25 protein-coding genes are annotated in these 22,944 nt (G+C 68.2%); 18 read left to right on the forward strand and 7 right to left on the reverse strand.

The window, feature by feature from the left end:
* The first annotated feature begins 43 nt into the window (after positions 1 to 43).
* From ACZL02_RS17985 to ACZL02_RS18030, 10 genes are all read left to right on the forward strand, one after another.
* On the forward strand, positions 44 to 1,156 hold the full coding sequence (locus tag ACZL02_RS17985) for a BMP family ABC transporter substrate-binding protein (protein WP_472940263.1): 1,113 nt from the start codon (positions 44 to 46) through the stop codon (positions 1,154 to 1,156).
* A 20-nt stretch (positions 1,157 to 1,176) separates the two neighbouring features.
* Entirely contained in the window at positions 1,177 to 2,286 is a 1,110-nt protein-coding gene (locus ACZL02_RS17990; RefSeq protein ID WP_472940264.1) for an ABC transporter permease, read from the forward strand.
* Positions 2,283 to 3,206 carry an ABC transporter permease gene (locus ACZL02_RS17995; RefSeq protein WP_472940265.1) on the forward strand — a complete coding sequence of 308 codons (924 nt, stop codon included), beginning with the start codon at positions 2,283 to 2,285 and terminating at the stop codon, positions 3,204 to 3,206. The genes ACZL02_RS17990 and ACZL02_RS17995 overlap by 4 nt, the downstream gene beginning before the upstream one ends.
* Positions 3,207 to 3,217: 11 nt before the next feature.
* A complete protein-coding gene (locus ACZL02_RS18000; RefSeq protein WP_472940266.1) occupies positions 3,218 to 4,234 on the forward strand; it encodes a formamidase in 1,017 nt (338 codons plus the stop codon).
* A gap of 14 nt (positions 4,235 to 4,248) precedes the next feature.
* Positions 4,249 to 4,968, forward strand: a complete 720-nt coding sequence (biuH, locus tag ACZL02_RS18005; protein WP_472940267.1) for a biuret amidohydrolase — start codon at positions 4,249 to 4,251, stop codon at positions 4,966 to 4,968.
* Between the two features lie 26 nt (positions 4,969 to 4,994).
* Complete coding sequence (locus tag ACZL02_RS18010) at positions 4,995 to 6,533, forward strand: ABC transporter ATP-binding protein (RefSeq protein WP_472940377.1); 1,539 nt, start codon at positions 4,995 to 4,997, stop codon at positions 6,531 to 6,533.
* Positions 6,533 to 7,195 (forward strand): cysteine hydrolase family protein, encoded by a 663-nt coding sequence (locus ACZL02_RS18015; protein WP_472940268.1) that lies wholly within the window; start codon positions 6,533 to 6,535, stop codon positions 7,193 to 7,195. Before ACZL02_RS18010 ends, ACZL02_RS18015 begins: the two co-directional genes overlap by 1 nt.
* The gene (locus tag ACZL02_RS18020) at positions 7,192 to 7,545 is read left to right on the forward strand and encodes a cupin domain-containing protein (RefSeq protein WP_472940269.1); all 354 of its coding nucleotides are present in this window, start codon (positions 7,192 to 7,194) and stop codon (positions 7,543 to 7,545) included. Before ACZL02_RS18015 ends, ACZL02_RS18020 begins: the two co-directional genes overlap by 4 nt.
* 140 nt (positions 7,546 to 7,685) lie before the next feature.
* The gene (atzF, locus tag ACZL02_RS18025) at positions 7,686 to 9,485 is read left to right on the forward strand and encodes an allophanate hydrolase (RefSeq protein WP_472940270.1); all 1,800 of its coding nucleotides are present in this window, start codon (positions 7,686 to 7,688) and stop codon (positions 9,483 to 9,485) included.
* 8 nt (positions 9,486 to 9,493) lie between these two features.
* On the forward strand, positions 9,494 to 10,222 hold the full coding sequence (locus tag ACZL02_RS18030) for a GntR family transcriptional regulator (RefSeq protein ID WP_472940271.1): 729 nt from the start codon (positions 9,494 to 9,496) through the stop codon (positions 10,220 to 10,222).
* Positions 10,223 to 10,294: 72 nt separating this feature from the next.
* Here the strand turns inward: ACZL02_RS18030 and ACZL02_RS18035 are convergent, their stop codons facing one another.
* Positions 10,295 to 10,699, reverse strand: a complete 405-nt coding sequence (locus tag ACZL02_RS18035) for a host attachment family protein (RefSeq protein WP_472940272.1) — start codon at positions 10,697 to 10,699, stop codon at positions 10,295 to 10,297.
* 280 nt (positions 10,700 to 10,979) lie between these two features.
* Between ACZL02_RS18035 and ACZL02_RS18040 the strand changes: the two genes are divergently transcribed.
* The gene (locus ACZL02_RS18040; protein ID WP_472940273.1) at positions 10,980 to 11,399 is read left to right on the forward strand and encodes a DUF1810 domain-containing protein; all 420 of its coding nucleotides are present in this window, start codon (positions 10,980 to 10,982) and stop codon (positions 11,397 to 11,399) included.
* Between the two features lie 26 nt (positions 11,400 to 11,425).
* Here the strand turns inward: ACZL02_RS18040 and ACZL02_RS18045 are convergent, their stop codons facing one another.
* Positions 11,426 to 11,758, reverse strand: coding sequence for a hypothetical protein (locus ACZL02_RS18045; protein WP_472940274.1), 333 nt, complete (start codon positions 11,756 to 11,758; stop codon positions 11,426 to 11,428).
* A gap of 298 nt (positions 11,759 to 12,056) precedes the next feature.
* Between ACZL02_RS18045 and ACZL02_RS18050 the strand changes: the two genes are divergently transcribed.
* A complete protein-coding gene (locus ACZL02_RS18050) occupies positions 12,057 to 12,224 on the forward strand; it encodes a hypothetical protein (RefSeq protein WP_472932168.1) in 168 nt (55 codons plus the stop codon).
* A gap of 95 nt (positions 12,225 to 12,319) precedes the next feature.
* On the opposite strand, the gene ACZL02_RS18055 is transcribed toward ACZL02_RS18050, so the two are convergent.
* The 3 genes from ACZL02_RS18055 to rpsU form a co-directional block, all read right to left on the reverse strand.
* On the reverse strand, positions 12,320 to 12,622 hold the full coding sequence (locus ACZL02_RS18055; RefSeq protein WP_472940275.1) for a hypothetical protein: 303 nt from the start codon (positions 12,620 to 12,622) through the stop codon (positions 12,320 to 12,322).
* Between the two features lie 354 nt (positions 12,623 to 12,976).
* A complete protein-coding gene (locus ACZL02_RS18060; RefSeq protein WP_472940276.1) occupies positions 12,977 to 13,189 on the reverse strand; it encodes a cold-shock protein in 213 nt (70 codons plus the stop codon).
* Positions 13,190 to 13,361: 172 nt separating this feature from the next.
* Positions 13,362 to 13,619: a 30S ribosomal protein S21 gene (gene rpsU, locus ACZL02_RS18065; protein ID WP_472932165.1), complete on the reverse strand. Its 258-nt coding sequence runs from the start codon at positions 13,617 to 13,619 to the stop codon at positions 13,362 to 13,364.
* A gap of 386 nt (positions 13,620 to 14,005) precedes the next feature.
* Between rpsU and ACZL02_RS18070 the strand changes: the two genes are divergently transcribed.
* From ACZL02_RS18070 to recQ, 3 genes are all read left to right on the forward strand, one after another.
* On the forward strand, positions 14,006 to 14,638 hold the full coding sequence (locus ACZL02_RS18070) for a glutathione S-transferase family protein (RefSeq protein ID WP_472940277.1): 633 nt from the start codon (positions 14,006 to 14,008) through the stop codon (positions 14,636 to 14,638).
* Between the two features lie 34 nt (positions 14,639 to 14,672).
* Positions 14,673 to 15,110: a ribosome modulation factor gene (locus tag ACZL02_RS18075; protein ID WP_472940278.1), complete on the forward strand. Its 438-nt coding sequence runs from the start codon at positions 14,673 to 14,675 to the stop codon at positions 15,108 to 15,110.
* A 209-nt stretch (positions 15,111 to 15,319) separates the two neighbouring features.
* Positions 15,320 to 17,131, forward strand: a complete 1,812-nt coding sequence (gene recQ, locus ACZL02_RS18080; protein ID WP_472940279.1) for a DNA helicase RecQ — start codon at positions 15,320 to 15,322, stop codon at positions 17,129 to 17,131.
* Between the two features lie 111 nt (positions 17,132 to 17,242).
* Here recQ and ACZL02_RS18085 read toward each other — a convergent pair whose 3' ends face one another.
* Positions 17,243 to 18,025, reverse strand: coding sequence for a hypothetical protein (locus tag ACZL02_RS18085; protein WP_472940280.1), 783 nt, complete (start codon positions 18,023 to 18,025; stop codon positions 17,243 to 17,245).
* A gap of 234 nt (positions 18,026 to 18,259) precedes the next feature.
* On the opposite strand from ACZL02_RS18085, the gene ACZL02_RS18090 reads away from it, so the two are divergent.
* From ACZL02_RS18090 to argB, 3 genes are all read left to right on the forward strand, one after another.
* Positions 18,260 to 20,161, forward strand: coding sequence for a propionyl-CoA synthetase (locus ACZL02_RS18090; protein WP_472940281.1), 1,902 nt, complete (start codon positions 18,260 to 18,262; stop codon positions 20,159 to 20,161).
* A 92-nt stretch (positions 20,162 to 20,253) separates the two neighbouring features.
* Positions 20,254 to 21,480 carry a winged helix-turn-helix domain-containing protein gene (locus ACZL02_RS18095; protein WP_472940282.1) on the forward strand — a complete coding sequence of 409 codons (1,227 nt, stop codon included), beginning with the start codon at positions 20,254 to 20,256 and terminating at the stop codon, positions 21,478 to 21,480.
* An 83-nt stretch (positions 21,481 to 21,563) separates the two neighbouring features.
* On the forward strand, positions 21,564 to 22,457 hold the full coding sequence (argB, locus tag ACZL02_RS18100; RefSeq protein WP_472932156.1) for an acetylglutamate kinase: 894 nt from the start codon (positions 21,564 to 21,566) through the stop codon (positions 22,455 to 22,457).
* On the opposite strand, the gene ACZL02_RS18105 is transcribed toward argB, so the two are convergent.
* Complete coding sequence (locus ACZL02_RS18105) at positions 22,397 to 22,672, reverse strand: helix-turn-helix domain-containing transcriptional regulator (RefSeq protein ID WP_472940283.1); 276 nt, start codon at positions 22,670 to 22,672, stop codon at positions 22,397 to 22,399. The two genes, argB and ACZL02_RS18105, sit on opposite strands and share 61 nt — an antisense overlap.
* Between the last annotated feature and the right edge of the window lie 272 nt (positions 22,673 to 22,944).

Consider the following 22,944-nt stretch of genomic DNA (forward strand, 5'->3'; position numbering starts at 1 on the left):
TTGCATGCAATCTCGATATCGGACCCCGAGATTGGATTTTGCCATGGCTCTCCTCCCGCTTCACCGCCGCCAGTTCCTCACCGGCGCCGCCGCTCTCGCGGCCAGCCCGCTCATCCTGCGGACGGGACCGGCCCGTGCCGCAGACCTGACGATCGGCTTCCTCTACGTCGGGCCGAAGGATGATTTCGGCTACAACCAGGCGCATGCGCAGGGTGCCGCCGCAGTGAAGGCGATGGCCGGCGTCACGGTGCTCGAGGAGGAGAACGTGCCGGAGAGCGAGGCAGTGGTGCGCTCGATGCAGTCGATGGTCGAGCTCGACGACGCAAAGCTGATCTTCCCGACCTCGTTCGGCTACTACAAGCCCTTCGTGCTCGACGTCGCCGCCGCCAATCCCGAGGTCCAGTTCCGCCATTGCGGTGGCCTCTGGAGCGACAAGGACCCGAAGAATGCCGGTTCCTATTTCGGTTATATCGGCATGGCGCAGTATCTCTCCGGCATCATCGCCGCCCACCAGACGAAGTCGAAGAAGCTCGGCTTCATCGCGGCAAAGCCGATCCCGCAGGTGCTGCTGAACATCAACTCCTTCACCCTCGGCGCCCGCTCGGTCGATCCCTCGATCACCACGCAGGTGATCTTCACCGGCGACTGGTCGATGCCGGTGAAGGAGGCGGAAGCCGTCAACGCGCTGGTCGACCAGGGCATCGACGTCATCACCAGCCATGTCGACGGCCCGAAGGTGCTGACGCAGACGGCCGCCGGCCGCGGCGCCTTCGTCTGCGGCTACCACACCAGCCAGGCAGCGCTCGCGCCTGATCACTACCTGACGGGCGCCGAGTGGAACTGGGAGGATGTCTACCGCTCCTTCGTCGAGAAGGCGCAGGCCGGCGAGGCGCTGCCGAACTTCCTGCGCGGCGGCCTGGCGGAAGGCTTCGTCAAGTCGAGCCCCTACGGCGCGATGGTCGGCGAGCCCGCCCGCAAACAGGCTGACGCGGTGCGGGCCGAGATGATGAAAGGCGGCTATGCCGTCATCCAGGGACCGCTGAAGGACAACAAGGGCAAGGAGGTCGTCGCTGCCGGCGCCCGCTATCCCGAGACCGCGATCGAGCTGGAGAGCATGGACTACCTCGTCGAGGGCGTCACCGGCTCGACGAACTGAGCGAGAGCGGGACCGGCAATATGACCCTACCCCTCTCCTCCCCGGTGGCCCGGCTCGGCGGCCCCGCGCTGTCCGAGGCCGCGGCCCGGCGGATCGAGGCCGTGGCCTTGCCGGTCCTCGCCATCCTCGTGGGCTTTGCGGTCTTCGCGGTCTTCATCGCGGCGCTCGGAAAGTCGCCGGCCGAGTTCTTCCAGCTGGTCTGGCGCGGCGGCTTCGGCACCGCCTTCTCGGTCGCGAACACGCTGCAGCGCGCGGCGCCGCTGCTCCTCACCGCGCTCTGCGTCGCTTTGCCGGCGCAGCTTGGCCTCGTCGTCATCGGCGGCGAGGGCGCCTTCGTGCTGGGCGGCCTTGCCGCGGCGGCCAGCGGCTCGCTGATGGCCGGCGTCCCCGCCCCGCTCGCCTGGCTCGTCATGGCCGCCTGCGGCATGGCGGCCGGCGGGGTGTGGATCGGGCTTGCCGGCTGGCTGCGGCACCGGCGCGGCGTCAATGAGACGATCTCGTCGCTGCTCCTCGCCTATATCGCCATCGCCGTCTTCAACCATCTGGTGGAAGGACCGCTGCGCGACCCCGCCTCGCTGAACAAGCCCTCGACCGCGCCGCTTGGGCCCGAGCTGAAGCTTGGGACGATACCGGGGATCGACGTCCACTGGGGGTTTGCGGTCGGCGTCGTCGCTTGCCTTGCCGCCGCCTTCGTCATCCAGCGCACGACCTTCGGCTTTGCCGCCCGCATCGCCGGCGGCAATGCGCGGGCCGCGGCCGTGCAAGGCTTGCCGGTCGGCCGGCTGATCGTCGCCTTCGCCGTCGCCGGTGGCGCGGCGGCGGGGCTCGCGGGCATGATCGACGTCGCCGCCGTGCAAGGCTCGGCAAATGCCTCGCTCATCGCCGGCTACGGCTATACCGGCATCCTTGTCGCCTTTCTCGCCCGCCAGAACCCGCTCGCGATCATCCCAATGGCGATCCTGATCGGCGGCATCGAGGCTTCCGGCGGGCTGGTGCAGCGGCGGATGGGCCTGCCGGACGCCACCATGCTGGTGCTGCAAGGCGTGCTCTTCCTGTCGATCCTCGTCTCCGAGACCTTTGCGGGACGCCTTGTGCGCCGCCGCGGCAGAATGACGGGAGCCTCGGCATGAGCGGCGATCTCGGCCTCTGGAGCGTCGCCGTCGCGATCCTCGGCGGCGCCATCCGCGTCTCCGTCCCGTTCCTCTTCGTCAGCCTCGGCGAATGCGTCACGGAAAAGAGTGGCCGCATCAACCTCGGGCTCGAGGGCACGCTCGTCTTCGGCGCGATGGCCGGCTATGGCGGCTCGCTTTATACCGGCTCGCCCTGGCTCGGGGTGCTCGCAGCCGGTCTCTGCGGCGTGCTGTTCGGCCTGCTGCACGGCGCGCTCTGCTCGCTGCGCAACGTCAACGACATCGCGGTCGGCATCGCGCTGATGCTGTTCGGCATGGGCCTCGCCTTCTTCTTCGGCAAGCCGCTGATCCAGCCGGCCGCGCCCATGCTGCCGTCGATCGACCTCGGCTTCTGGACCAGCCAGCCGGCGGTGAAGGCGGCGCTGCAGATCAGCCCGCTGTTCCCGATCGGCATCGCCATCGCTTTCGGCCTCGGCTTCGTCTTCCGCCGCACCCGCATCGGCCTCGTGCTGCGGATGGTCGGCGACAGCGCGGATGCCGCCCGCGCCATGGGCTACGCGATCCTGCCGGTGCGGATCCTCGCCACCGCCTTCGGCGGCTTCATGGCCGGCGTCGCGGGGGCCTATCTCTCGCTCTACTATCCCGGCTCCTGGAACGAGGGGATCTCGCAGGGCCAGGGCCTCATCGCCGTCGCGCTCGTCATCTTCGCGCGGTGGAATCCGGTCGCCTGCTTTGCGGCGGCCCTGCTCTTCGGCGGGGCCGGCGCGCTCGGCCCGGCGCTCCAGTCGGTCGGCGTCACCGGCGGCTACTACCTCTTCTACGCCGCCCCTTACGTCCTGACCCTTGCCATCCTCATCCTCACCTCCTCGCCGCGGCGCGCCCTCGAAGGCGCCCCGCGCGAGCTGTCCATCACCAAATAGGAGCAACCCGCATGAACGGTCTCGGCGGACTGAACAAGTCGGAACACGGCGTCGTCATCGGCTGCGTGCAGCTGCAATTGCCGACCGTGGTCACCCCCGCGGATCTCGCCCGGCAGACGGCGAGGATTGTCGAGATGGTCGCCAAGGCCCGGCGCAATCTCGGCACCATGGACCTCGTCGTCTTCCCGGAATACGCGCTGCACGGCCTCTCCATGGACACCAATCCGGAGATCATGTGCCGGATCGACGGGCCTGAGGTCGAAGCCTTCTCGAAAGCCTGCCGCGACAACGCGATCTGGGGCTGCTTCTCGATCATGGAGCTGAACCCCGGCGGCATGCCCTACAATACAGGCCTGATCATCGACGACACCGGCGAGATCCGCCTTAACTACCGCAAGCTCCACCCCTGGGTCCCGGTCGAGCCCTGGGAGCCCGGCAATCTCGGCATTCCCGTGATCGACGGCCCGAAGGGCGCCAAGCTTGCGCTGATCATCTGCCATGACGGCATGTTCCCGGAAATGGCACATGAGTGCGCCTACAAGGGCGCCGAGATCATGCTGCGCACCGCCGGCTACACCGCGCCGATCCGCCAGTCCTGGCGCTTCACCAACCAGGCCAACGCCTTCTCCAACCTGATGATCACCGCCAATGTCTGCATGTGCGGCTCGGACGGCTCGTTCGATTCCATGGGCGAGGGCATGATCGTCGACTTCGACGGCACGGTCATCGCGCACGGCACCTCCGGCCGGGTCGACGAGATCATTTCGGCCGAAGTCCGCCCGGACCTCGTGCGCGAGGCCCGCCTCGGCTGGGGCGTCGAGAACAACCCCTACCAGTTCGCCCATCGCGGCTATGTCGCGGTGAAGGGCGGCGCTGGCGATTGCCCGTACACCTACATGGAAGACCTCGTCGCCGGCACCTACCGCCTGCCCTACGAGGACGAGGTGAAGGTGACAGACGGCACGCCCTGCGGCTTCCGGGCGCCGACCCGCCTCTATGCCGGCCCGATGAAGCTTGCGGCCGAGTGAGAGGAGACGAGACCGTGGACACCCTCACCCCGCACCGGACCATCGCCTCCACCCCTTACCGCTGGCCGTTCGACGGCAGCCTTCGGCCGGACAACACGGCGCTCGTCATCATCGACATGCAGACCGACTTCTGCGGCGTCGGCGGCTATGTCGACAAGATGGGCTACGACCTGCAGCTCACCCGCGCGCCGATCGAGCCGATCCGGGCCGTGCTCGAGGCCATGCGCGCCGGCGGCTACTCGATCATCCATACCCGCGAGGGGCATAGGCCGGACCTTGCGGACCTTCCCGCCAACAAGCGCTGGCGCTCGCAGCAGATCGGCGCCGGGATCGGCGACAACGGGCCTTGCGGGCGCATCCTGGTGCGCGGCGAGCCGGGCTGGGAGATCATTTCCGAGCTCGCGCCCCTGCCGGGCGAAGTGGTGATCGACAAGCCGGGCAAGGGCTCGTTCTGCGCGACCGACCTCGAGCTGATCCTCCATGCCCGCGGCATCCGCAACCTCATCCTCACCGGCATCACCACCGACGTCTGCGTCCACACCACGATGCGCGAGGCCAATGACCGCGGCTTCGAATGCGTCATCCTCGAGGACTGCTGCGGGGCGACCGACAGGGGCAACCACGACGCGGCGATCAAGATGGTGACGATGCAGGGCGGGGTCTTCGGTGCCGTGGCGACCAGCGCCGCGCTGATCGACGGCCTCGCCGACACGCCGGCGGGACCCGCGGCGTGAGCGCTCTCTCCCGCCCCGCCGAGACCGTGGCCGTTTCTGCCACGCCGGCGTCCGAGCGCCCGCTGCTGGAGGCGATCGGCCTCACCAAGCGTTTTGGCGCGTTCACCGCGCTCGACGACGTCTCGATCGCGCTGATGCCCGGCGAGTTCCACGCGCTACTCGGCGAGAACGGGGCGGGGAAGTCGACCCTCGTCAAATGCATCCTCGGCTACTACCGGCCGGAGGCAGGCGCCGTGGTGCTGGACGGGCGGGAGCAGACGATCGCCTCGCCGCGCGACGCCCGCCGGCTGGGGATCGGCATGGTCTACCAGCACTTCACGCTGGTGCCCTCGATGACCGTCCTCGAGAACCTCGTGATGGCCGGCGCCGACGTGCCCGCCTTCATCGACTGGCCCGCCGAACGGCGCCGGCTCGAGAGCTTCATGGCGACGATGCCGCTGAAGGTGCCGATGGACACGGCGGTCGACCGCCTGTCGGCCGGCGAGCGGCAGAAGACGGAAATCCTCAAACAGCTCTACCTCGGCTCGCGCGTCCTGGTGCTCGACGAGCCGACCTCGGTGCTGACGCCCGGCGAAGCGCAGGAGGTGCTGTCCTTCCTGCGAGATTTGGCCCGCAGCAGCGGCATGGCGGTGCTTCTCATCACCCACAAGTTCGCCGAGGTCACCGGCTTCTGCGACCGGGTGACGGTACTGCGCCGGGGCCGCGAGGTCGGAAAGGGCCGGGTGGCCGATCTCGGGATCGACGCGATGGCGCGGTTGATGATCGGCGAGCGCGACCTCACCGACTTTCCCGCGCGCGCCAAGATGCCGGCCTCGGCGGCGGTGCTGGAAGCTGCAGCGCTGGAGGCCGGGCTTCCCGACCAGCGCGGGGCGATCCGCATCGAGCATCTGCAGGTCGCGGCCGGCGAGATCGTCGGCATTGCCGGCATTTCCGGCAACGGCCAGACGACGCTCGTCGAGGTGCTCTCCGGCCAGACGCCCGTCACCTCAGGCGCGCTCAGCGTGCAAGGCGAGCCCTACCGCGCCAGTCGCCGGGAGGCGCAGGCGATGAAGGTGCGCTGCTTGCCGGAAGAGCCGCTGCGCAATGCCTGCGTCGGGACGATGAGCGTCTCGGACAACCTCGCCTTCCGCTCGTTCGACCGCGACACCGCCGGCCGGCGCCGCCGGCTGCTCGACCGTAGCGCGGTACGTGCGGCCGCCGAGCGGCTGATCGCGGCCTATTCGGTGAAGACGCAGTCGCCGTCCTCGCCGATCGCGACGCTGTCGGGCGGCAACGTGCAGCGGGCAGTGCTCGCCCGCGAACTCGACGGCGAGACCGACCTGCTGGTCGTCGCCAATCCTTGCTTCGGCCTCGATTTCGGCGCCGTCGCCGACATCCGCGCGGAAATTCTCGCCGCCCGCAACCGCGGCACCGCGGTGCTTCTCGTCTCCGAGGATCTCGACGAGGTCGTCGCCCTGTCGGACCGGATCCTGGTGATGTTCGAGGGCCGCATCGTGTTCGAGACCCCAGGCGGCGCCGGCGCCGATCCCTATGTGATCGGCCGCGCCATGGCGGGGCACGCGTGATGCTGGTCGCTTCCGCTTTGCCCTCGCCCTTCCCGCTCGACGCGCGGCGCATCGGCCTTGTCGTCATCGACATGCAGCGCGACTTCCTCGAGCCCGGCGGGTTCGGCGAGAGTCTCGGCAACGACGTCGGACCGGTCAACGCCATCGTGCCGGCCGTGGCCCGGCTCATCGCCGGCTTCCGGGCCGCGGGTCTGCCGGTGATCCACACGCGCGAATGCCACCTGCCGGACCTTTCGGACTGCCCGCCGGCCAAGCGCGCGCGCGGCACGCCGGGGCAGCGCATCGGCGATCCCGGCCCGATGGGGCGGATCCTGATTGCCGGCGAGCCGGGCGCGGAGATCGTACCGGCCCTCACGCCGCTGCCCGGCGAGACCGTCATCGACAAGCCCGGCAAGGGCGCCTTCTACGCGACCCCTCTCACCGCCGAGCTCGAGCGCCTTGGCCTTGCCCAGCTTGTCCTCGCCGGCGTGACCACCGAGGTCTGCGTCCAGACGACGATGCGCGAGGCGAACGACCGTGGCTATGACTGCATTCTCGCCGAAGACGCGACGGCCAGCTATTTTCCCGCCTTCAAGCAAGCGACGCTGGAGATGATCCGCGCCCAAGGCGGGATCGTCGGCTGGACGGCGACCGTCGACGCCCTTCTGGAGGCCTTGCCATGAGCGTCCCGTTGCTGTTTCCGGCCCTCCTCACCGGCGGGTTCGCCGAGGCCGCCTATGAACCCTTCCGCGAGGGTGTCGAGATCTGCCACCTGCAGCGGGCCGAGGCGGGGACCGGACCGGCGATCGCGCTGCTGCGCTACCGGCCGGGCGCCTCCGTGCCCCGGCACGAGCATACGGGCCTCGAGACGATCTGCGTCCTGTCGGGCAGCCAGAGCGACGAGCACGGAACCTACCGCACCGGCGACGTCGTCCTGAACAGGACCGGCAGCCGGCACCGGGTCTGGTCGGAGGAAGGCTGCACGGTGCTGATCTCCTGGGCCGAGCCGGTGCGCTTGCTGGACCCGGAGTGAAGTCGTTCCTGGCGCCGCCAGTGCCCAGCCCATGCTTGTCCCGCATGCTTGTCCCCCAAGCTTAACCCTCGGGCCCAACCCTTGGTTCTGCCTTCAGCCCGCGCCCTGAGCCCATGCCTTGCAATGCCGAAAGTCCGGATATGACCCAGCTTCCCCCCATCCTCGATTTCGCCCGGCTGCGTCAGGCCTATGCCGATGGCCTGACCCCGCTGGCGCTGGTGGAGGCGCTGCTGCCGCGCCTCGATGCGGCCGACCCCGCCGTCTTCATCACGCGTGTGGCGCCGGACGCGCTGCGGGCGGCGGCCCGTGCGCTGGTGGCGCGGGCGGCGGAGCCGAATTCGCTGCCGCTCTGGGGCATGCCCTTCGTCGTCAAGGACAACATCGACGTCGCCGGCCTACCGACCACCGCCGGCTGCCCGGACTTCGCCTATATCGCCGACGCCGATTCCACCGTGGTGGCGCGGCTGGTGGCGGCGGGCGCGCTCCTCGTCGGCAAGGCCAATCTCGACCAGTTCGCGACCGGCCTCAACGGCACGCGCTCGCCCTATGGCGCGCCGCGCTGCGTCTTCGACGAGGCGTATGTCTCCGGCGGCTCGTCCTCGGGCTCGGCCGTCGCCGTGGCCGCGGGGCTCGCCGCCTTTTCACTGGGGACCGACACCGCCGGATCCGGCCGCGTTCCCGCCGCCTTCAACAACATCGTCGGCCTGAAACCCTCGCCCGGCCGGATCCCCACCACCGGCGTGGTGCCGGCCTGCCGCTCGATCGACGTCGTCACAATCTTCGCCGCTGGGATTGCCGATGCCGACGAGGCGCGGCGCGTGGCGGAAGGGTTTGATGCCGAAGACATCTACGCCCGCCGCTTCGGTGCCGTGCCGCTGCCGGCAAGGCTCCGGCTCGGCGTTCCGGCCGAGGCCGAGCGCGAGTTCTTCGGCAATGCCGCCTATCGCGCGCTCTACGACGCGGCGATCGATCGGGCCCGGGCGGCCGGGGCGGAGATCGTCGAGTTCGACTACCGGCCGTTCCGCGAGGCGGCGGCGCTCCTCTACGAGGGGCCTTGGGTCGCCGAGCGGCTGCATGCCGTCTCCGCCTTCCTCGACACCCACCCGGAATCCTTCGATCCGACGGTGCGCGGCATCATCGAGCGGGCGCGCGGCATGACCGCGGTCGATGCATTCGAGGGGCAGTACCGGCTCGAAGCCTTCCGGCGGCAAGCCGAGGCCAGCTGGGCCGCGGTCGACGCCTTGCTGCTGCCGACCTCGCCCGACATCCAGAGCGTCGAGGCCATGCGCGCCGATCCGGTGGCGCTGAACGCGCGTTTCGGCCGCTTCACCAATTTCGCCAACTTCTTCGGCTGCGCGGCGATCGCCGTGCCCGCGGGGTTCACGCCGGCCGGTCTGCCCTTCGGCGTGCAGCTGGTTGCGCCGGAGGATACCGACGCGGCGCTCGCCCCGTTCGCCGCGCTTCTCCATGCGTCGGCCGGCACCGGCGCCGGTCTCGACCGCGACTTCGTTCCGCCGACCGTGCCCGCATTGCCCGACGACCGCCTCCCCGTCGTGGTGGTCGGCGCGCATCTCACCGGCATGCCGCTGAACCGCGAGCTGACGGCGCTCGGCGGCCGCCTCGTGCGGGAGACGAAGACGGCCGGCGACTACCGCCTCTACGCCCTCGCCGGCACCGTGCCGTCGAAGCCCGGCCTCATCCGCGCGCCGGGGTTCGACGGCCCGGGGCTTGCGGTCGAGGTCTGGTCGCTCGACGCCGCGGGCTTCGGACGCTTCGTCGCCGGCATTCCGCAGCCGCTCGGCATCGGCAAGCTGACGCTAGAGGACGGCACGCTGGTGTCCGGCTTCATCTGCGAGCCGGCCGCGGTCGAGGGGGCGCTGGAGGTGACCGGGTTCGGCGGCTGGCGGGCCTATGTGGCGTCGAAGGCCAAGCCGGCCTGACGCATCCCATGGCCAGACGTTCCAAGCCGCCCACGCCGAAACGCACCCAGGCCGAGATGATCCGCGAGGTTCTGTCGGACCGGATCGTGCACGGCATTCTTCGGCCCGGCGAGGCGCTGGACGAGACATCGCTGGCCGAGGAGTTCGCGGTGTCGCGCACGCCGATCCGCGAGGCCCTCCGCCAGCTCGAAACTATCGGGCTCGCCTGCTCGCGCCCGCACCGCGGGACGGTGGTGACCGAGATATCGGAGGCGGAACTGCACGACATGTTCCGCGTGATGGGCGAGCTCGAGGCTCTCTGCGCGCGCATGTCGGCGGAAGCCATGACCGGCACTGAGCGCGATGCGCTGGCGGTGTTGCATGCGGACGGCGCCGCACTGGTCGAAGCCGGCGCCATCGAGCCCTACCGCCTGCACAATGACCGCTTCCACCAGAGCCTCTATGCCGGCGCGCACAATGCTTTTCTGGAAGGGCTGGTGCAGTCGGTGCAGCGGCGCCTTCAGCCGTTTCGGCGGCTGCAGTTCGAGGCGCTGCACCGGATCGAGAGCTCGCAGCGGGAACACGGCCTCGTCGTCTCCGCCATTATCGACGGCAATCCCGAGGGCGCCGCGCAGGCGATGCTGCGGCATCTGTCGGTGGTCGAGGCGACGGTGGAGCAGACGGTCGCCGCCATCGACGTCGGCGGCGGATCGCTTTGGCTGGCGCCGAAAAGCGGTCGCGACCGCCATCACGGGTGAGCCGCCTCATGGCCGCATAAAAAAAGGACCGCGCCGGGCGCGATCCTTTCTCGTTTGATCGAGACTGCCAGATCAGGCGGCGGCGATGGCCTTCTCGATGGCATCGCTGCTCTGGCCCGTCAGGTCCTTGGAGAGCTCGCCAGCGAGGATGTCCTTGAGCTTGGCATGATAGTGCTTGCGCAGTTCACCAAGCGCGCGCGGTGCTGCGATCACGACAAGGTCCTTCATCTTGCCCTCGATCGCCTGCTTGTTCAGGTAATCGGCGATGCCGGCGGTGAAGCCGTCCTCGTCCTGCTGGCTGTCGGAGGGATTTGCCGAGCTGCTGGGGTGGCCGACGCCGCCGCTCTTGTTGTCGGTGTTGATCGTCGGCACGGCGGACGCCTTCAGCGAAGGGTTCGCCTCGTCGCCGGTGTTGTGGAACAGGCTGAGCTTCTGGCCGTCGAGGACGGCGACGGTGGCTCCCTTGGGGATCTTCATGCGGCTTCTCCAGGCTGTCGGCCGATCCCCGGAGGGACCGGCAAGGTCAAGCGAACCGAACGGTGCGTCCGGCTCGTCCTGCCCGCACAACGTCGTCACCGCCGTTTGGATGCCTTTTTCGTCCGCCTGCGCCAGATACCTGCCGAGCTTTACCTGCCGACCTGCCGATGTCGGCACACGGCGACCCCGGAAACGTTTCTCACGGCGCTCGCTTCAGGCACAGTCGCCCCGGACGCGGTGCGTGCCGGAGCGCCCGCTTCCCGCTCAACGGAGAAAAGCCATGGCCGCCTATGATTTCAGCCGCTACGTCGAGGCTCAGGATCCGGTCATCGATGCGGTGTTTGCGGAACTGCGGCAGGGGCGCAAGACGAGCCACTGGATGTGGTTCGTGTTCCCGCAGATCGCCGGCCTCGGCCAGAGCGAGCTGGCCCGGCGCTTTGCGCTCGGCTCGCTTGCGGAGGCGCGGGCCTATCTCGGCGACAGCGTTCTCGGCACCCGGCTACGGGAGGCGGTGCGCCTCGTCTGCGCGGTGGAGGGGCGAAGCGCGCACGCGATCTTCGGCACGCCCGACGACGTGAAGTTTTGCTCGTCGTTGACGCTGTTCGCCGCGGCAGTGCCGGAGGAGACGATCTTCCGCGCGGCGCTCGACCAGTATTTCGATGGGGAGAGAGATCCCCTGACCATGGCGAAGCTCGCCTGAACGGTGCCGGAAAGCGGACGGCAGTATCAGGCGACGCGGGCGAGCGAGATCGGACGGCGATGGCGGGTGGCGGTATCGAGTTCAGGGCTTGGTTCGCCGCGCGACTGCTCGAACAGAGCCTCGCCGGCAACGCCTGCCACCTCGGCCAGGGAGTGTTCGTCGCAAGCCGATGCGACGGCGAGGCCGAGCGAGCGCATGTGCGACCGGCCGAAGGCGAAGACGGCAAGGCTCGCGCGATGGGTCGGCGACAACTGCAGAACCACCTCCCTCACCCGCTCGGCGTTCGATCGCAGCAGCAAGGCCAGGAGTTCGTACGGGATGGGACAGACCGCCTCGTTCGGTGCGTATCGGTTGCTCATCTTGGCCTCCTTGGTGGACAAGGACACGATGCCGCCGGCGTGGTTAACAAAAGCTTAACAGGCGTGAGGGCTTCTGGTTAAGCCTCTGATGGTGCGTCATTTCTGCATCGCCTTCGGAAGGCGCGCCGGAGCCGTCCGCCGGCCCGAGGCGACGCTTCGGAGAGCGTTCGAAGCGCTCAGCCGTGGTGCAGCAGACGACTTTCTAGAAAACGATTTTGCTGCTTTGCGTTCGCGAGGGAACCGCAGGCCGGTTCGGTGATTCCTGCGAGCATCACGGCTCCAAATACAGGATCATTTCATGTCGAACGCAGACGCAGGTCCCTTCGAAGAGGGCAAGATCGCCGCTTCCGACGGCGAGCGCATCTCCGCCAATCCCTACGAGAAGGGGACGGATGAATTCGATCTCTGGCGCGAGGGCTTCAAGTCGGACGACGACGAGGAAGACGACAGCTACGCCGAGGAATAAGGCGACCGCCGGCAGGTTCGAAAACGCCTGCCGGCACGAGGGCTATCTGTCATGGGCAAACCAGTTTCGCCGGACAGACGGGTAAAAATAGCAGCTTAGTTCGCCAGTTCGTCCGGGCCGAGAAAGACCGCAATCCCCTTCTCGTCGAGAACGAGGTTGAACTCCTCGTACGCCTCGCGCTCCGTTTTGAAGAGCGTGTCCCAGCTCGTCGTCGTGTTGTTGATATCCACGACCTCCATGGCCCAGCCCCCGTCGCTGCCAACGATTCTGAAGATCAGCACCTGAACCGTCCGCTCGTCGCGCGTGACGAGACCGCCGAGTGGCGAGAACTCGAGGTCGGGTTCCGCCGACACTGGCGGAGGCTCTTCAAGCACGGCTGACACCATCTCTTCGGTCATCCTGGCTCAGACGAAAACCATCGCTCCCACCATCATCATGGCGGCGGCGGTAGCCATGATCTGCCAGATCGGTGCAGCAGAAACAGTGGTGGCGGGACGGCGGGATGAGGAGATGATCATCTGATGTTCCTGCAAGGCGCCGAGAGCGCGGTCGCAGATTAACGAGCGTTAACGCTTTGGAGTTGCATGGCGGAGGCGGTTTTGTGAACCCGCTGCAAAGCCTTGTGCCGCCAACGATATTTTGCGCGACGGCCAGCCGGTTCCTGCACCGTCCGGGCGATAAAAAACCCGCCGGCATCGCTGCCAGCGGGTCGCATTTTGCGCGAGTGGACCGGGCGGGTGGCCCGGAAGGTCTCAGAGCGCCTGGAGGTTAACGGCCTTCGGGCCCTTGCCGCGGGTGTCCGGCTCGGCGTCGAAGGAGACCTTCTGGTTGTCGGAGAGCGAGGACATGCCGGACTGTTCGACAGCCGAGATGTGCACGAACAGGTCGGCGCCGCCGTTGTCCGGGGTGATGAAGCCAAAACCCTTGCTCATGTTGAAGAACTTGACGATGCCGGTCTGGGCCATGGGATATTCCTTCTAGAACCGGGCGCGTGCGCCCGTGATAACAAACCCCCGCCGGTCGGCAGGGCAATCTGAAAACGACAACAGCGGACACACCGAGGATCGCAGCCGATCTTCGGTGTGTCCGCTGTTGAAATGGATCAAGTGCCCACGCGCCCCGAAAGGCGCGGAAGGATCAGGTGCGAGGGGCGGGAGCGCCGCGCTCGAACACCTTCTTCTTCGGGCTCGGCAGCAGGCCTTCGCGCTGCAGCTGCTTGCGGGCGTTCTTGCGGGCGCGGCTGACGGCCGCGGCCTTCTCGCGAACGCGCTTCTCCGAAGGCTTCTCGAAAAACGAGCGTGCCTTCATCTCGCGGAACACGCCTTCGCGCTGCATTTTCTTCTTCAGGACGCGGAGGGCCTGATCGATGTTGTTGTCGCGAACTTCGACTCTCAAAAAAAAATCCTAACGTAGACAGGTCCGGCCGCATCGGCAGCGTCGGACGCTATTTCGCACAAAACTTGCTGTCAGGGTAGCGAATGCCATCATGACGTGGCTTCAGTCTAAGAGCGTCACCGGACGTTGCCGCCCGCCTGTTCTTCGGCTGAAGCCATCGGAGGCGTCGGCTCATGACGAGCCGGTCCACCGCGCTTTGGGGTTCCCTACAACATTCCGGCGTCAGAGGCCAGAGGGGAAATCAGTGCCGGTGAAACGAACCTCGTGCGCCCCGCAACTCGCCAGAAGCCCGGCCGCGAGATCGCTCACATCGGCGTGTGCGGGATGCCGCGCGGGCGCTCCGGCCTATAAACTGGTGTCGTTCATCACGCCGAGGGAGAGACACAATGGCCGACATCACGCTCTGGGGCTTCGACGGCTCCACCTATGTGCGAACCGTCAAGATGCTGCTCGCGGAAAAGGGCGTCACCGACTACGAGCAGGTTCCCGTCGACGTTCTCGCCGGAGAGCCACAAAAGCCGGAGCATCTGGCGCGCCATCCTTTCGGCAAGGTACCGGTGCTCGATCACGGCGACCTTCGCCTGATCGAGACGTCGGCGATCACCCGCTATCTCGACGACGTGCTGCCGGGAAAATCGTTGACCCCCGGCAATGCCCGCGATCGGGCGCGGATGGACATGACGATCGGCCTGATCGATTCCTACGGCTACAATGCCCTCGTGGGCGGCGTCGCCGCCTATCACCTCTTCCCCGACTTCGTTGGCGGCAAGAATGAGGAGATGCGCAAGTCTGGGATCGAGACGGGTCGGAAACTGATCGACTATCTCATGAAGATCCGCGGATCCTCGCCGTTCATCGCCGGCGAGCTCAGTCTCGCAAACCTCTATCTCGCGCCGGTCATCGCCTACGTCACGATGACGCCGGACAAGGACGCGCTCTTCGCGTCGGAGGGCATTGCCGACTGGTGGCAGCGGATCGAGGCGCTGCCGAGCTTTGTCGAGACGCAGCCGAAATCCTGACGTCGCCATCGCCCTCCGCCGGGGCCGCGCTCGCTTGGAGACGGCACGGGATGGCACTTGCCGGGCACAGCGACTAATCTTATGGCCTCCGCGATCGGCGCCCTCTCTCTCCGGCGCGACCGGAGGCCACAACGCTGTTTTCAGCGGTGTTCGCTCCGCCAAGACCTCGCACCACCAACAATACCTCGCACCACCAAGGCAGGGACCTGACATGACGACCAATGCGAAAGACGAAGGCGCGGCCGCCGCCCGCAACGGTCAGCCGAGGGAAGCCTGCCCGCACGCTGAAGGATCTCCGGCCCATGGCGACTGGCTGTCCGGCTGGGCCACCATCGCCCAGGGCGATCGACCGGATGCGCCCTTCGAGCAGGCGCGCGGGCTCAGCAGCGAGGAACTCGCCGACGTCATCGGCGCCGACGACTACGAGGCCGGCGCAGACAGGGTCCAGCCGGAAAGCAACAAGCCGGCCTGAGCCCCGCCTTCCGCCGAGGCGCGGTCCGCGGCGTGTATCGCCTGAAACCCTCCGCCCTGGATCGAGCGACTGTGTGGGGCACCGCGGGAAGGCCGACGGGGTGATGTTGACGCCGCTTGGACGCTTGACCTATCCCGGTGCCGGTCCCAGCTGAAGACGCTGGTTCCAGCAGACATTACCGCGCTGACGGCGCCAAGGAGCACGGCCAGTTGAAGGATCCCTCCGACGTCCTGCAGGACGTTTTCGGCCATGCGGCGTTTCGCGGGCAGCAGGAAGACGTCGTGCGGCACGTGACGTCCGGCGGCGATGCCGTCGTGCTGTTCCCGACCGGCGCCGGTAAGTCGATGTGCTACCAGGTGCCGGCGCTCTGCCGTCCGGGCGTCGCGATCATTGTCTCGCCGCTGATCGCCTTGATGCGCGACCAGGTGGAGGCGCTGCGCCAGGCCGGCGTTGCCGCCGCCGCGCTGAACTCGTCGATCTCGCCGGACGAGGCCGCCGACATCCGCCGCCAGGTCGCCGACGGGACGCTCGATCTTCTTTATGTCGCACCCGAACGTGCTTCCACATCGGGCTTTCGCCGCATGCTGCAGGACGCGAAGGTTGCCCTCATCGCCATCGACGAGGCGCACTGCGTCAGCCAGTGGGGCCATGATTTTCGGCCGGACTACCGAGAACTCTCGCATCTCGGCGAACTCTTTCCAGGCGTGCCGCGCATCGCGCTGACGGCGACGGCCGATCCGATGACCCGCGCCGACATCATCGAGCGCCTCGATCTCGGCGACGCCCGCGTCTTCTCCTCGAGCTTCGACCGGCCGAACATCAGCTATTCCATCGTCGAGCGCGACAATGCGAAATCCCAGCTGCTGAAGTTCCTCGCAGAGCACGAGGGCGACAGCGGCATCGTCTACTGCCTGTCGCGGGCGAAAGTCGACGACACCGCGTCCTGGCTGTCGGCGCAAGGCATTCGCGCGCTGCCCTATCACGCCGGCATGGACGCTTCGAAGCGCGGCGCGCACCAGGATGCCTTCCTCAAAGAGGAGAACCTCTGCCTCGTCGCCACCGTCGCCTTCGGCATGGGCATCGACAAGCCGGACGTGCGCTACGTCGCGCATCTCGACCTCCCCTCCTCGATCGAGGCCTACTATCAGGAGACCGGTCGCGCCGGCCGTGATGGCGCGCCCGCCGATGCGTGGATGAGCTACGGCATGGGCGACGTGGTGCAGCGCCGGCGGATGATCGACGACGGCCAGGCGCCCGACGAGGTGAAGCGCGTCGAGCGCGGCAAGCTCACCGCCCTCCTCGGCCTCTGCGAGACCACCGGCTGCAGGCGTCAGGCGCTGCTCGCTTATTTCGGCGAGGTCTACGACCACGCCTGCGGAAATTGCGACACCTGCCGGTCGCCGGTCGAGACCTTCGACGGCACCGATGCGGCGGTGAAGGCGATGGCGGCGGTCTACCGCACCGGCCAGCGGTTTGGCGCCGGCCACGTCGTCGACGTCCTCACCGGCAAGGCGACGGAGAAGGTGCTGCGCTTCGGCCATGAGAACCAGGCGGTGTTCGGCGCCGGCAAGGCGGTGGATGCCAAGATCTGGCAGTCGGTGCTGCGACAGCTCACCGCCAGCGGCCTGCTGGTCGTCGACCACGAGTCGCACGGTGCCCTGAAGCTCGGCGAGGGCGCACGCGACGTGTTCCGCGGCGAGCGGCAGATCACCTTGCGCAAGGACCGGCCGCGCAAGGCGACCGAGGCGCGGCGATCGACCAGCCCCGCGGCGGTCGACCTGCCGGCGGAGGCACAGGCGCTATTCCACGCGCTGCGGGCCGAGCGGACGAAGATCGCCAAGGCGCAAGGCGTGCCGCCCTATGTCGTGTTCCAGGACACGACGCTGAAGGCGATGGCGCTGACCCCGCCCGACAGCCTGGACGCGATGATCGCCTTGCCGGGCGTCGGCCAGGCCAAGCTCGAACGCTATGGCGAGGCATTTCTCGCCGTGCTCGAGCACGAGCGTCAGCGCGCCGGCTAGAACATTCTGCTGCGTGTCGGTTCATCCTAGCCAACGACGGAAATGGCTTCCTCGGCCGATGAACCGGGACGTCTTGGTGCCGACGCTGGGGAAAGACGCCGGGAAAAAACGTCAGAAGCGCAGCCAGAGGGCCGTGATCACACCCCGCTCGCGCAAGGCGTTGGCGCCGGCGACGGTGGCGATGCCCCCGACTTGCACCGAGAGGCTGCGCGTCAGATCGTAGACGACGCTCACCTCGGCCTTGTGCTCGCGATGGTCGCCGGCGTGCCCGACCGAGAACGTGTTGAAGCTCTGCGCCATCCAGAGAAGCCGCGGGCGCGGCCGAAGACCCAACGTCACGTCGCCGCGGATTTCGTCCGCCTCGGCCCCGGGACGCAGGCGATAGGCACCCTGGAGGTCGGCAAAGCCGCTCCAGTCGCCGAGCATGAAGCCATGGCCGGCAAGGAGCCGCAGGTCGATCTCGGCGTCCGGGTCGCCCTCCCACCGCCGGGCGCCCTGCCCCGTCGGCAGAAGGCCCATTGCCTCGATCGACAGAACGGTGCCGTCACCCTCAAAGAGTCGCAGGCGCGCGCCGAGCCCAGAGAGACCGAAACGGGCATCCTCCAGCGCCATCGGCGTGCCCGCGGCCTCCGTCTTCATCTCCGTTCGCGCGATCGCGGTCAGCCCCTCGGCGAGACCGTATTCGGCGTTAACACTGAGCTCCGCCTTGTGGAAGACCGGAATGGCGCCCCCGCGGCCCTTGCCGTCGAACGCCTCCAGCGCCTCGCTATAGAGGCCGCTGACGATCACCTGGCCCTTGCCCTTCGGCTGCGTCCAGGCGCCGGAGTGGGCCGGCGTCGGCGCCAGCAGCGCGAAACCGCAAGCGGCGAGGAAGAGGGAAACGTGGAGGGCCATGCCATGCGCCATGCCGCCCCCCGCTCGAACTGGCAGATGCCGGCCTTACTCAACCGCGGGCAGCAGCCGGTTGCAATCGGCCTTCGCCTGCAATCTGCGGAGCCACCTAGTCACCAGTGGCGGCAAAAGTCCCATTTGCATCCGGTGGCCCCGGGCCTAGACTACCGGGGATGACAGCGGGCGGAGACCTGCGTGATCTGCGACCGAAAGGCCGCCCCATCCGGGAGGGAACGCATGGAGAGCCGATACCGCGCCGTCTATGCCGAGTGGCAGCAGGATCCGGCGGCGTTCTGGATGGAGCAGGCGAAGGCGATCGACTGGTTCGATCCGCCGACGACGGCATTCGACGCCGATGCGGGCGTCTACGGCCGCTGGTTCCCCGATGCCACCTGCAACACCTGCTTCAACGCGCTGGACCGGCATGTCCTTTCCGGCCGCGGCGACCGGGCGGCGATCATCCACGATAGCGCGGTGACGGGCACGCAGCGCACACTCTCCTATTCGGCGCTGCTGCTGGAAGTGCAGGCGCTGGCGGCGAGCCTCGAGGACCTCGGCGTCATCAAGGGCGACCGGGTGATCATCTACATGCCGATGGTGACGGAGACGGTGGTCGCCATGCTCGCCTGCGCCCGTATCGGCGCCGTCCACTCGGTGGTGTTCGGGGGCTTTGCCGCGGCCGAACTCGCGACGCGGATCGACGACGCCCGGCCGAAAGTGATCCTGTCGGCGTCCTGTGGCATCGAGCCGGCCCGCATCGTGCCCTACAAGCCGCTGCTCGACGCCGCCATCGCCAAGGCCCGGCACCGGCCGGATGCAACCGTGATCCTGCAACGCCCGCAGTCGACGGCAAAGATGGTCGAGGGCTTCGACCATGACTGGGCGAGCCTGCGCGCCACCGCGCTCGACAGCATCGCGGAAGGGCGCGAGGTGCCTTGCGCGGCCCTCAAGGCGACCGATCCGCTCTACGTCCTCTACACCTCCGGCACGACCGGCCAGCCGAAGGGCGTGGTGCGCGACAATGGTGGCCATATGGTCGCGCTGCACTGGTCGATGGAAGCGGTGTTCGGCGTCGAGGCGGGCGAGGTCTGGTGGGCGGCGTCCGACGTCGGCTGGGTCGTCGGCCATTCCTACATCGTTTATGGTCCGCTCCTGAAGGGCTGCACGGCCGTGCTGTTCGAGGGCAAGCCGGTCGGCACGCCGGATGCCGCGACCTATTGGCGGGTGATCGCGGAGCACAAGGTGACGGCCCTCTTCACCGCGCCGACCGCTATCCGCGCGATCCGCAAGGAGGACCCGGAGGGGGATTTGCCCCGCGGTCACGATCTCTCGGCCTTCCGCACCCTGTTCCTGGCCGGCGAGCGTGCCGACACCGAGACCATCCGCTGGGCCGAGCGGGCGCTGGGCGTGCCGGTGATCGACCATTGGTGGCAGACCGAGACCGGCTGGCCGATCGCCTGCAACCCGGTCGGCCTCGGGATCCTACCGGTGAAGTATGGCAGCCCCGGCGTCGCGATGCCGGGCTACACCATCGCCATCCTCGACGAGGCCGGCACGCCGCTGCCACCCGGCGGCCTCGGCGCCATCGCCTTGAAGCTGCCGCTGCCGCCCGGCACGCTGCCGACGCTCTGGAATGCCGACGACCGGTTCCGCGCCGGCTATCTCGAGACCTTTCCCGGCTACTACTCGACGGCGGACGCCGGCTCGCTCGACGCGGACGGCTACCTCTTCGTCATGGGCCGCACCGACGACGTCATCAACGTCGCCGGCCACCGCCTGTCGACCGGCGAGATGGAGGAAGCGGTCTCGGGCCACCCGGCCGTCGCCGAATGCGCGGTCATCGGCATGCACGACGCGCTGAAGGGCGAAGTGCCCTGCGGCTTCGTCGTCCTCAAGAACTCCAACCGTCTCGGCGATGCGGTGGTCGAGGCCGAGCTGGTCGACCTCGTGCGCGAGCGCATCGGCCCGGTCGCCGCCTTTCGCAAGGTGGTCGTCGTCGACCGCCTGCCGAAGACGCGCTCGGGCAAGATCCTGCGCGGGACGATGAAGAAGATCGTCGACCGGACGCCCTTCGACATGCCGGCGACGATCGAGGATGCCACCGCGCTCGACGACCTCCGGCGGGCCCTCGGGCTGTAGCGACCGGCGACGCTTGACCCGGCGGACCGCCTCCCCGAAGGTCCGCCGCGATGGACGACGGGCAGCACAGCCGAAGGGCGGGGACAGGCGGCATGACGGAGCATTTTCCGGCAAGGCTCGCCCGCCGGATCGCGCTGGCGGCGCAAGGCTTTGCCGAGAAGCGCCCGGAAACGGCCGCCGACTGGCGGCGGATGAACCGGGTGATCGGGCGGCTCGGGCTGCTGCAGATCGATTCGGTCAGCGTCTCCGCCCGCGCCCACTACATGCCGCTGTTCTCGCGGCTCGGTGACTATCCCCGGGCAGCGCTGGAGCAGGCGGCCTGGGGAAAGCCGCGAAAACTCTTCGAATACTGGGCGCACGAGGCCTCGCTGCTGCCGCTGGAGACGCAGCCGCTGCTGCGCTGGCGGATGCAGCGCGCCGCCGCGGGAGAGGGCATCTACGGCGGGCTGGCAAGCTTCGCCCGGGAGCAGCCGGCCGCGATCGAAGCGGTTCTGCAGCGCATCGCGGCGGAGGGAGCCCTCTCGTCGTCCGACTTCGCGGCGCCGAAGGGCGCCGGCGGCTGGTGGGGCTGGAGCGATACCAAGCGGGCGCTGGAATTCCTGTTCTGGTCCGGCCGCATCACCACCGCGACGCGGCGCGGCTTCGAGCGGGTTTACGACCTGCCGGAGCGCGTGCTGCCGGCGGGCATCGTCGCGGCGCCGACGCCCGGCAGCGAGGCCGCGCACAGCGCCCTCCTGCTGATCGCGGCGAAGGCGCTGGGCATTGCGACCGCGGCGGACCTTGCCGACTATTTCCGCCTGGCGCCCGCGGACGTCCGGCCACGCCTCGCCGAGATGCTGGAGGACGGCGCACTGCTGCCGGCCAGCGTCGAGGGCTGGCGGCAACCGGCCTTTCTCGATCCGGCGGCGCGGCGTCCGCGGGCGATTACCGCCGCCGCGCTGCTCTCGCCCTTCGATCCGCTGGTGTTCGAGCGGGCGCGCACCGAGCGCCTGTTCGGCTTCCGCTACCGGATCGAGATCTACGTGCCGGCCGAGAAGCGCGTTCACGGCTACTATGTCCTCCCCTTCCTCCTCGGCGACCGGCTGGTCGCCCGCGTCGACCTGAAGGCCGACCGCAAAGCCGGAACGCTCGTCGTGCTGTCCGCGCATGCCGAGCCACAAGCGCCACAAGCGACCGCGGAGGCGCTTCATGCCGAGCTTTGGCGGATGGCGGGCTGGCTCGGGCTCGACAGGCTCGTCGTGCAGCCTGCCGGCGATTTCGGCGCGGCGTTGGCGGCGGCGGCACATGGCGCCGGGTCCGGCACCGTTCACGGTCGGTGACCGCATCCAGCCGATTGCCGCTGTGCGCGAATGCCGTTAAAGCGTCGCCCGACCCTCATGGCATTCTTTCGAAGGACTCCGGCATGGACGCCCATTCCCCCGACGGCGAGAAGCAGGCGGCGCTCCTCGCCGAAGCCCTGCCGTTCATGCAGGCCTACGAGCACAAGACCGTCGTCGTGAAATACGGCGGCCATGCCATGGGCAATGCCGAGCTCGGCAAGGCTTTCGCCCGCGACATCGCGCTGCTCAAGCAGTCCGGCATCAACCCGATCGTCGTCCATGGCGGCGGCCCGCAGATCGGCGCGATGCTCGCCAAGATGGGCATCGAGTCGAAGTTCGAGCACGGCCTACGCGTCACCGACGAGCGCACCGTCGAGATCGTCGAGATGGTCCTCGCCGGTTCGATCAACAAGGAAATCGTCGCCCTCATCAATGCCGAGGGCGAATGGGCGATCGGCCTCTGCGGCAAGGACGGCAACATGGTCTTCGCCGAAAAGGCCAAGAAGACCGTGATCGACCCCGACAGCAACATCGAACGGGTGCTGGATCTCGGTTTCGTCGGCGAGCCCGTCGAGGTCGACCGCACCCTCCTCGACCTTCTCGCGCGCTCGGAAATGATCCCGGTGATCGCGCCGGTGGCGCCCGGCCGCGACGGCCACACCTACAACATCAATGCCGACACCTTCGCCGGCGCCATCGCCGGCGCGCTGAAGGCCTCGCGCCTCCTCTTCCTCACCGACGTGCCGGGCGTCCTCGACAAGCAAGGCCAGCTGATCAAGGAGCTCTCCGTCTCCGAGGCCCGCCAGCTGATCCGCAACGGCACCATCACCGCCGGCATGATCCCGAAGGTCGAGACCTGCATCCAGTCGCTCGAGCGCGGCGTCGAGGGCGTCGTCATCCTCAACGGCAAGACCCGTCACGCGGTGCTGCTGGAACTCCTGACCGAGCACGGCGCAGGGACGCTGATCGTTCCGTAGGGCGTCAGACCGAGACGGTGAGCTTGACGCCGAGCGCAGGCATGATCTTGCACTTCAAGCTCTTCATCCTCGCGCTGGAGCGCCTTGGCGACGTCGCCGGGGACGGCGATGAGCAGGTCGGGATCATCGTCCTTGAGGGCGGCGGCGAGATATTCGGCGATCGCCGTTTCGTCGGCCAAATATCTCGATGCGTCGAAGAGCGCGAAACTGGTCATGGGCCGCTTCCCTCAGGGCTTTGCGATAGATCCTGCTCCGGCAATCTCTGCCGAGAAAAGTGCCGCCATTGCTTCAAGATTCGTCATCCTCGCGCGCAGCGCGGGGACCCATGCCGAGGCGCGGACGACGTGCTAGACCGCGGACGTGACACGCCTGTTCCTGCAGCGGAGCGGCGGTGTCGGTGAAGAGGCATGGGTCCCCGGCCTGCGGCCGAGGATGACGACCGCTTGAAGTTGCGCCCCGATCCCGACTGCTTAACTGGCTGGGACAG

The sequence above is a fragment of the Mesocryomonas fontinalis genome (genome assembly GCF_055730125.2).

Excerpts from the sequence above, each read along its gene's own strand:
- ACZL02_RS18095 (WP_472940282.1), top strand. The coding sequence starts at position 20,254 with ATGACGGAGCATTTTCCGGCAAGGCTCGCCCGCCGGATCGCGCTGGCG.
- ACZL02_RS18070 (WP_472940277.1), top strand. The coding sequence starts at position 14,006 with ATGGCCGACATCACGCTCTGGGGCTTCGACGGCTCCACCTATGTGCGA.
- ACZL02_RS18035 (WP_472940272.1), bottom strand. The coding sequence starts at position 10,699 with ATGAAGATCCCCAAGGGAGCCACCGTCGCCGTCCTCGACGGCCAGAAG.
- ACZL02_RS17995 (WP_472940265.1), top strand. The coding sequence starts at position 2,283 with ATGAGCGGCGATCTCGGCCTCTGGAGCGTCGCCGTCGCGATCCTCGGC.
- ACZL02_RS18020 (WP_472940269.1), top strand. The coding sequence starts at position 7,192 with ATGAGCGTCCCGTTGCTGTTTCCGGCCCTCCTCACCGGCGGGTTCGCC.
- ACZL02_RS17990 (WP_472940264.1), top strand. The coding sequence starts at position 1,177 with ATGACCCTACCCCTCTCCTCCCCGGTGGCCCGGCTCGGCGGCCCCGCG.
- ACZL02_RS18040 (WP_472940273.1), top strand. The coding sequence starts at position 10,980 with ATGGCCGCCTATGATTTCAGCCGCTACGTCGAGGCTCAGGATCCGGTC.
- ACZL02_RS18055 (WP_472940275.1), bottom strand. The coding sequence starts at position 12,622 with ATGACCGAAGAGATGGTGTCAGCCGTGCTTGAAGAGCCTCCGCCAGTG.
- ACZL02_RS17985 (WP_472940263.1), top strand. The coding sequence starts at position 44 with ATGGCTCTCCTCCCGCTTCACCGCCGCCAGTTCCTCACCGGCGCCGCC.
- atzF (WP_472940270.1), top strand. The coding sequence starts at position 7,686 with ATGACCCAGCTTCCCCCCATCCTCGATTTCGCCCGGCTGCGTCAGGCC.
- ACZL02_RS18085 (WP_472940280.1), bottom strand. The coding sequence starts at position 18,025 with ATGGCCCTCCACGTTTCCCTCTTCCTCGCCGCTTGCGGTTTCGCGCTG.
- ACZL02_RS18015 (WP_472940268.1), top strand. The coding sequence starts at position 6,533 with ATGCTGGTCGCTTCCGCTTTGCCCTCGCCCTTCCCGCTCGACGCGCGG.
- ACZL02_RS18050 (WP_472932168.1), top strand. The coding sequence starts at position 12,057 with ATGTCGAACGCAGACGCAGGTCCCTTCGAAGAGGGCAAGATCGCCGCT.
- ACZL02_RS18045 (WP_472940274.1), bottom strand. The coding sequence starts at position 11,758 with ATGAGCAACCGATACGCACCGAACGAGGCGGTCTGTCCCATCCCGTAC.
- ACZL02_RS18090 (WP_472940281.1), top strand. The coding sequence starts at position 18,260 with ATGGAGAGCCGATACCGCGCCGTCTATGCCGAGTGGCAGCAGGATCCG.
- ACZL02_RS18000 (WP_472940266.1), top strand. The coding sequence starts at position 3,218 with ATGAACGGTCTCGGCGGACTGAACAAGTCGGAACACGGCGTCGTCATC.
- ACZL02_RS18105 (WP_472940283.1), bottom strand. The coding sequence starts at position 22,672 with ATGACCAGTTTCGCGCTCTTCGACGCATCGAGATATTTGGCCGACGAA.
- ACZL02_RS18030 (WP_472940271.1), top strand. The coding sequence starts at position 9,494 with ATGGCCAGACGTTCCAAGCCGCCCACGCCGAAACGCACCCAGGCCGAG.
- argB (WP_472932156.1), top strand. The coding sequence starts at position 21,564 with ATGGACGCCCATTCCCCCGACGGCGAGAAGCAGGCGGCGCTCCTCGCC.
- ACZL02_RS18060 (WP_472940276.1), bottom strand. The coding sequence starts at position 13,189 with ATGGCCCAGACCGGCATCGTCAAGTTCTTCAACATGAGCAAGGGTTTT.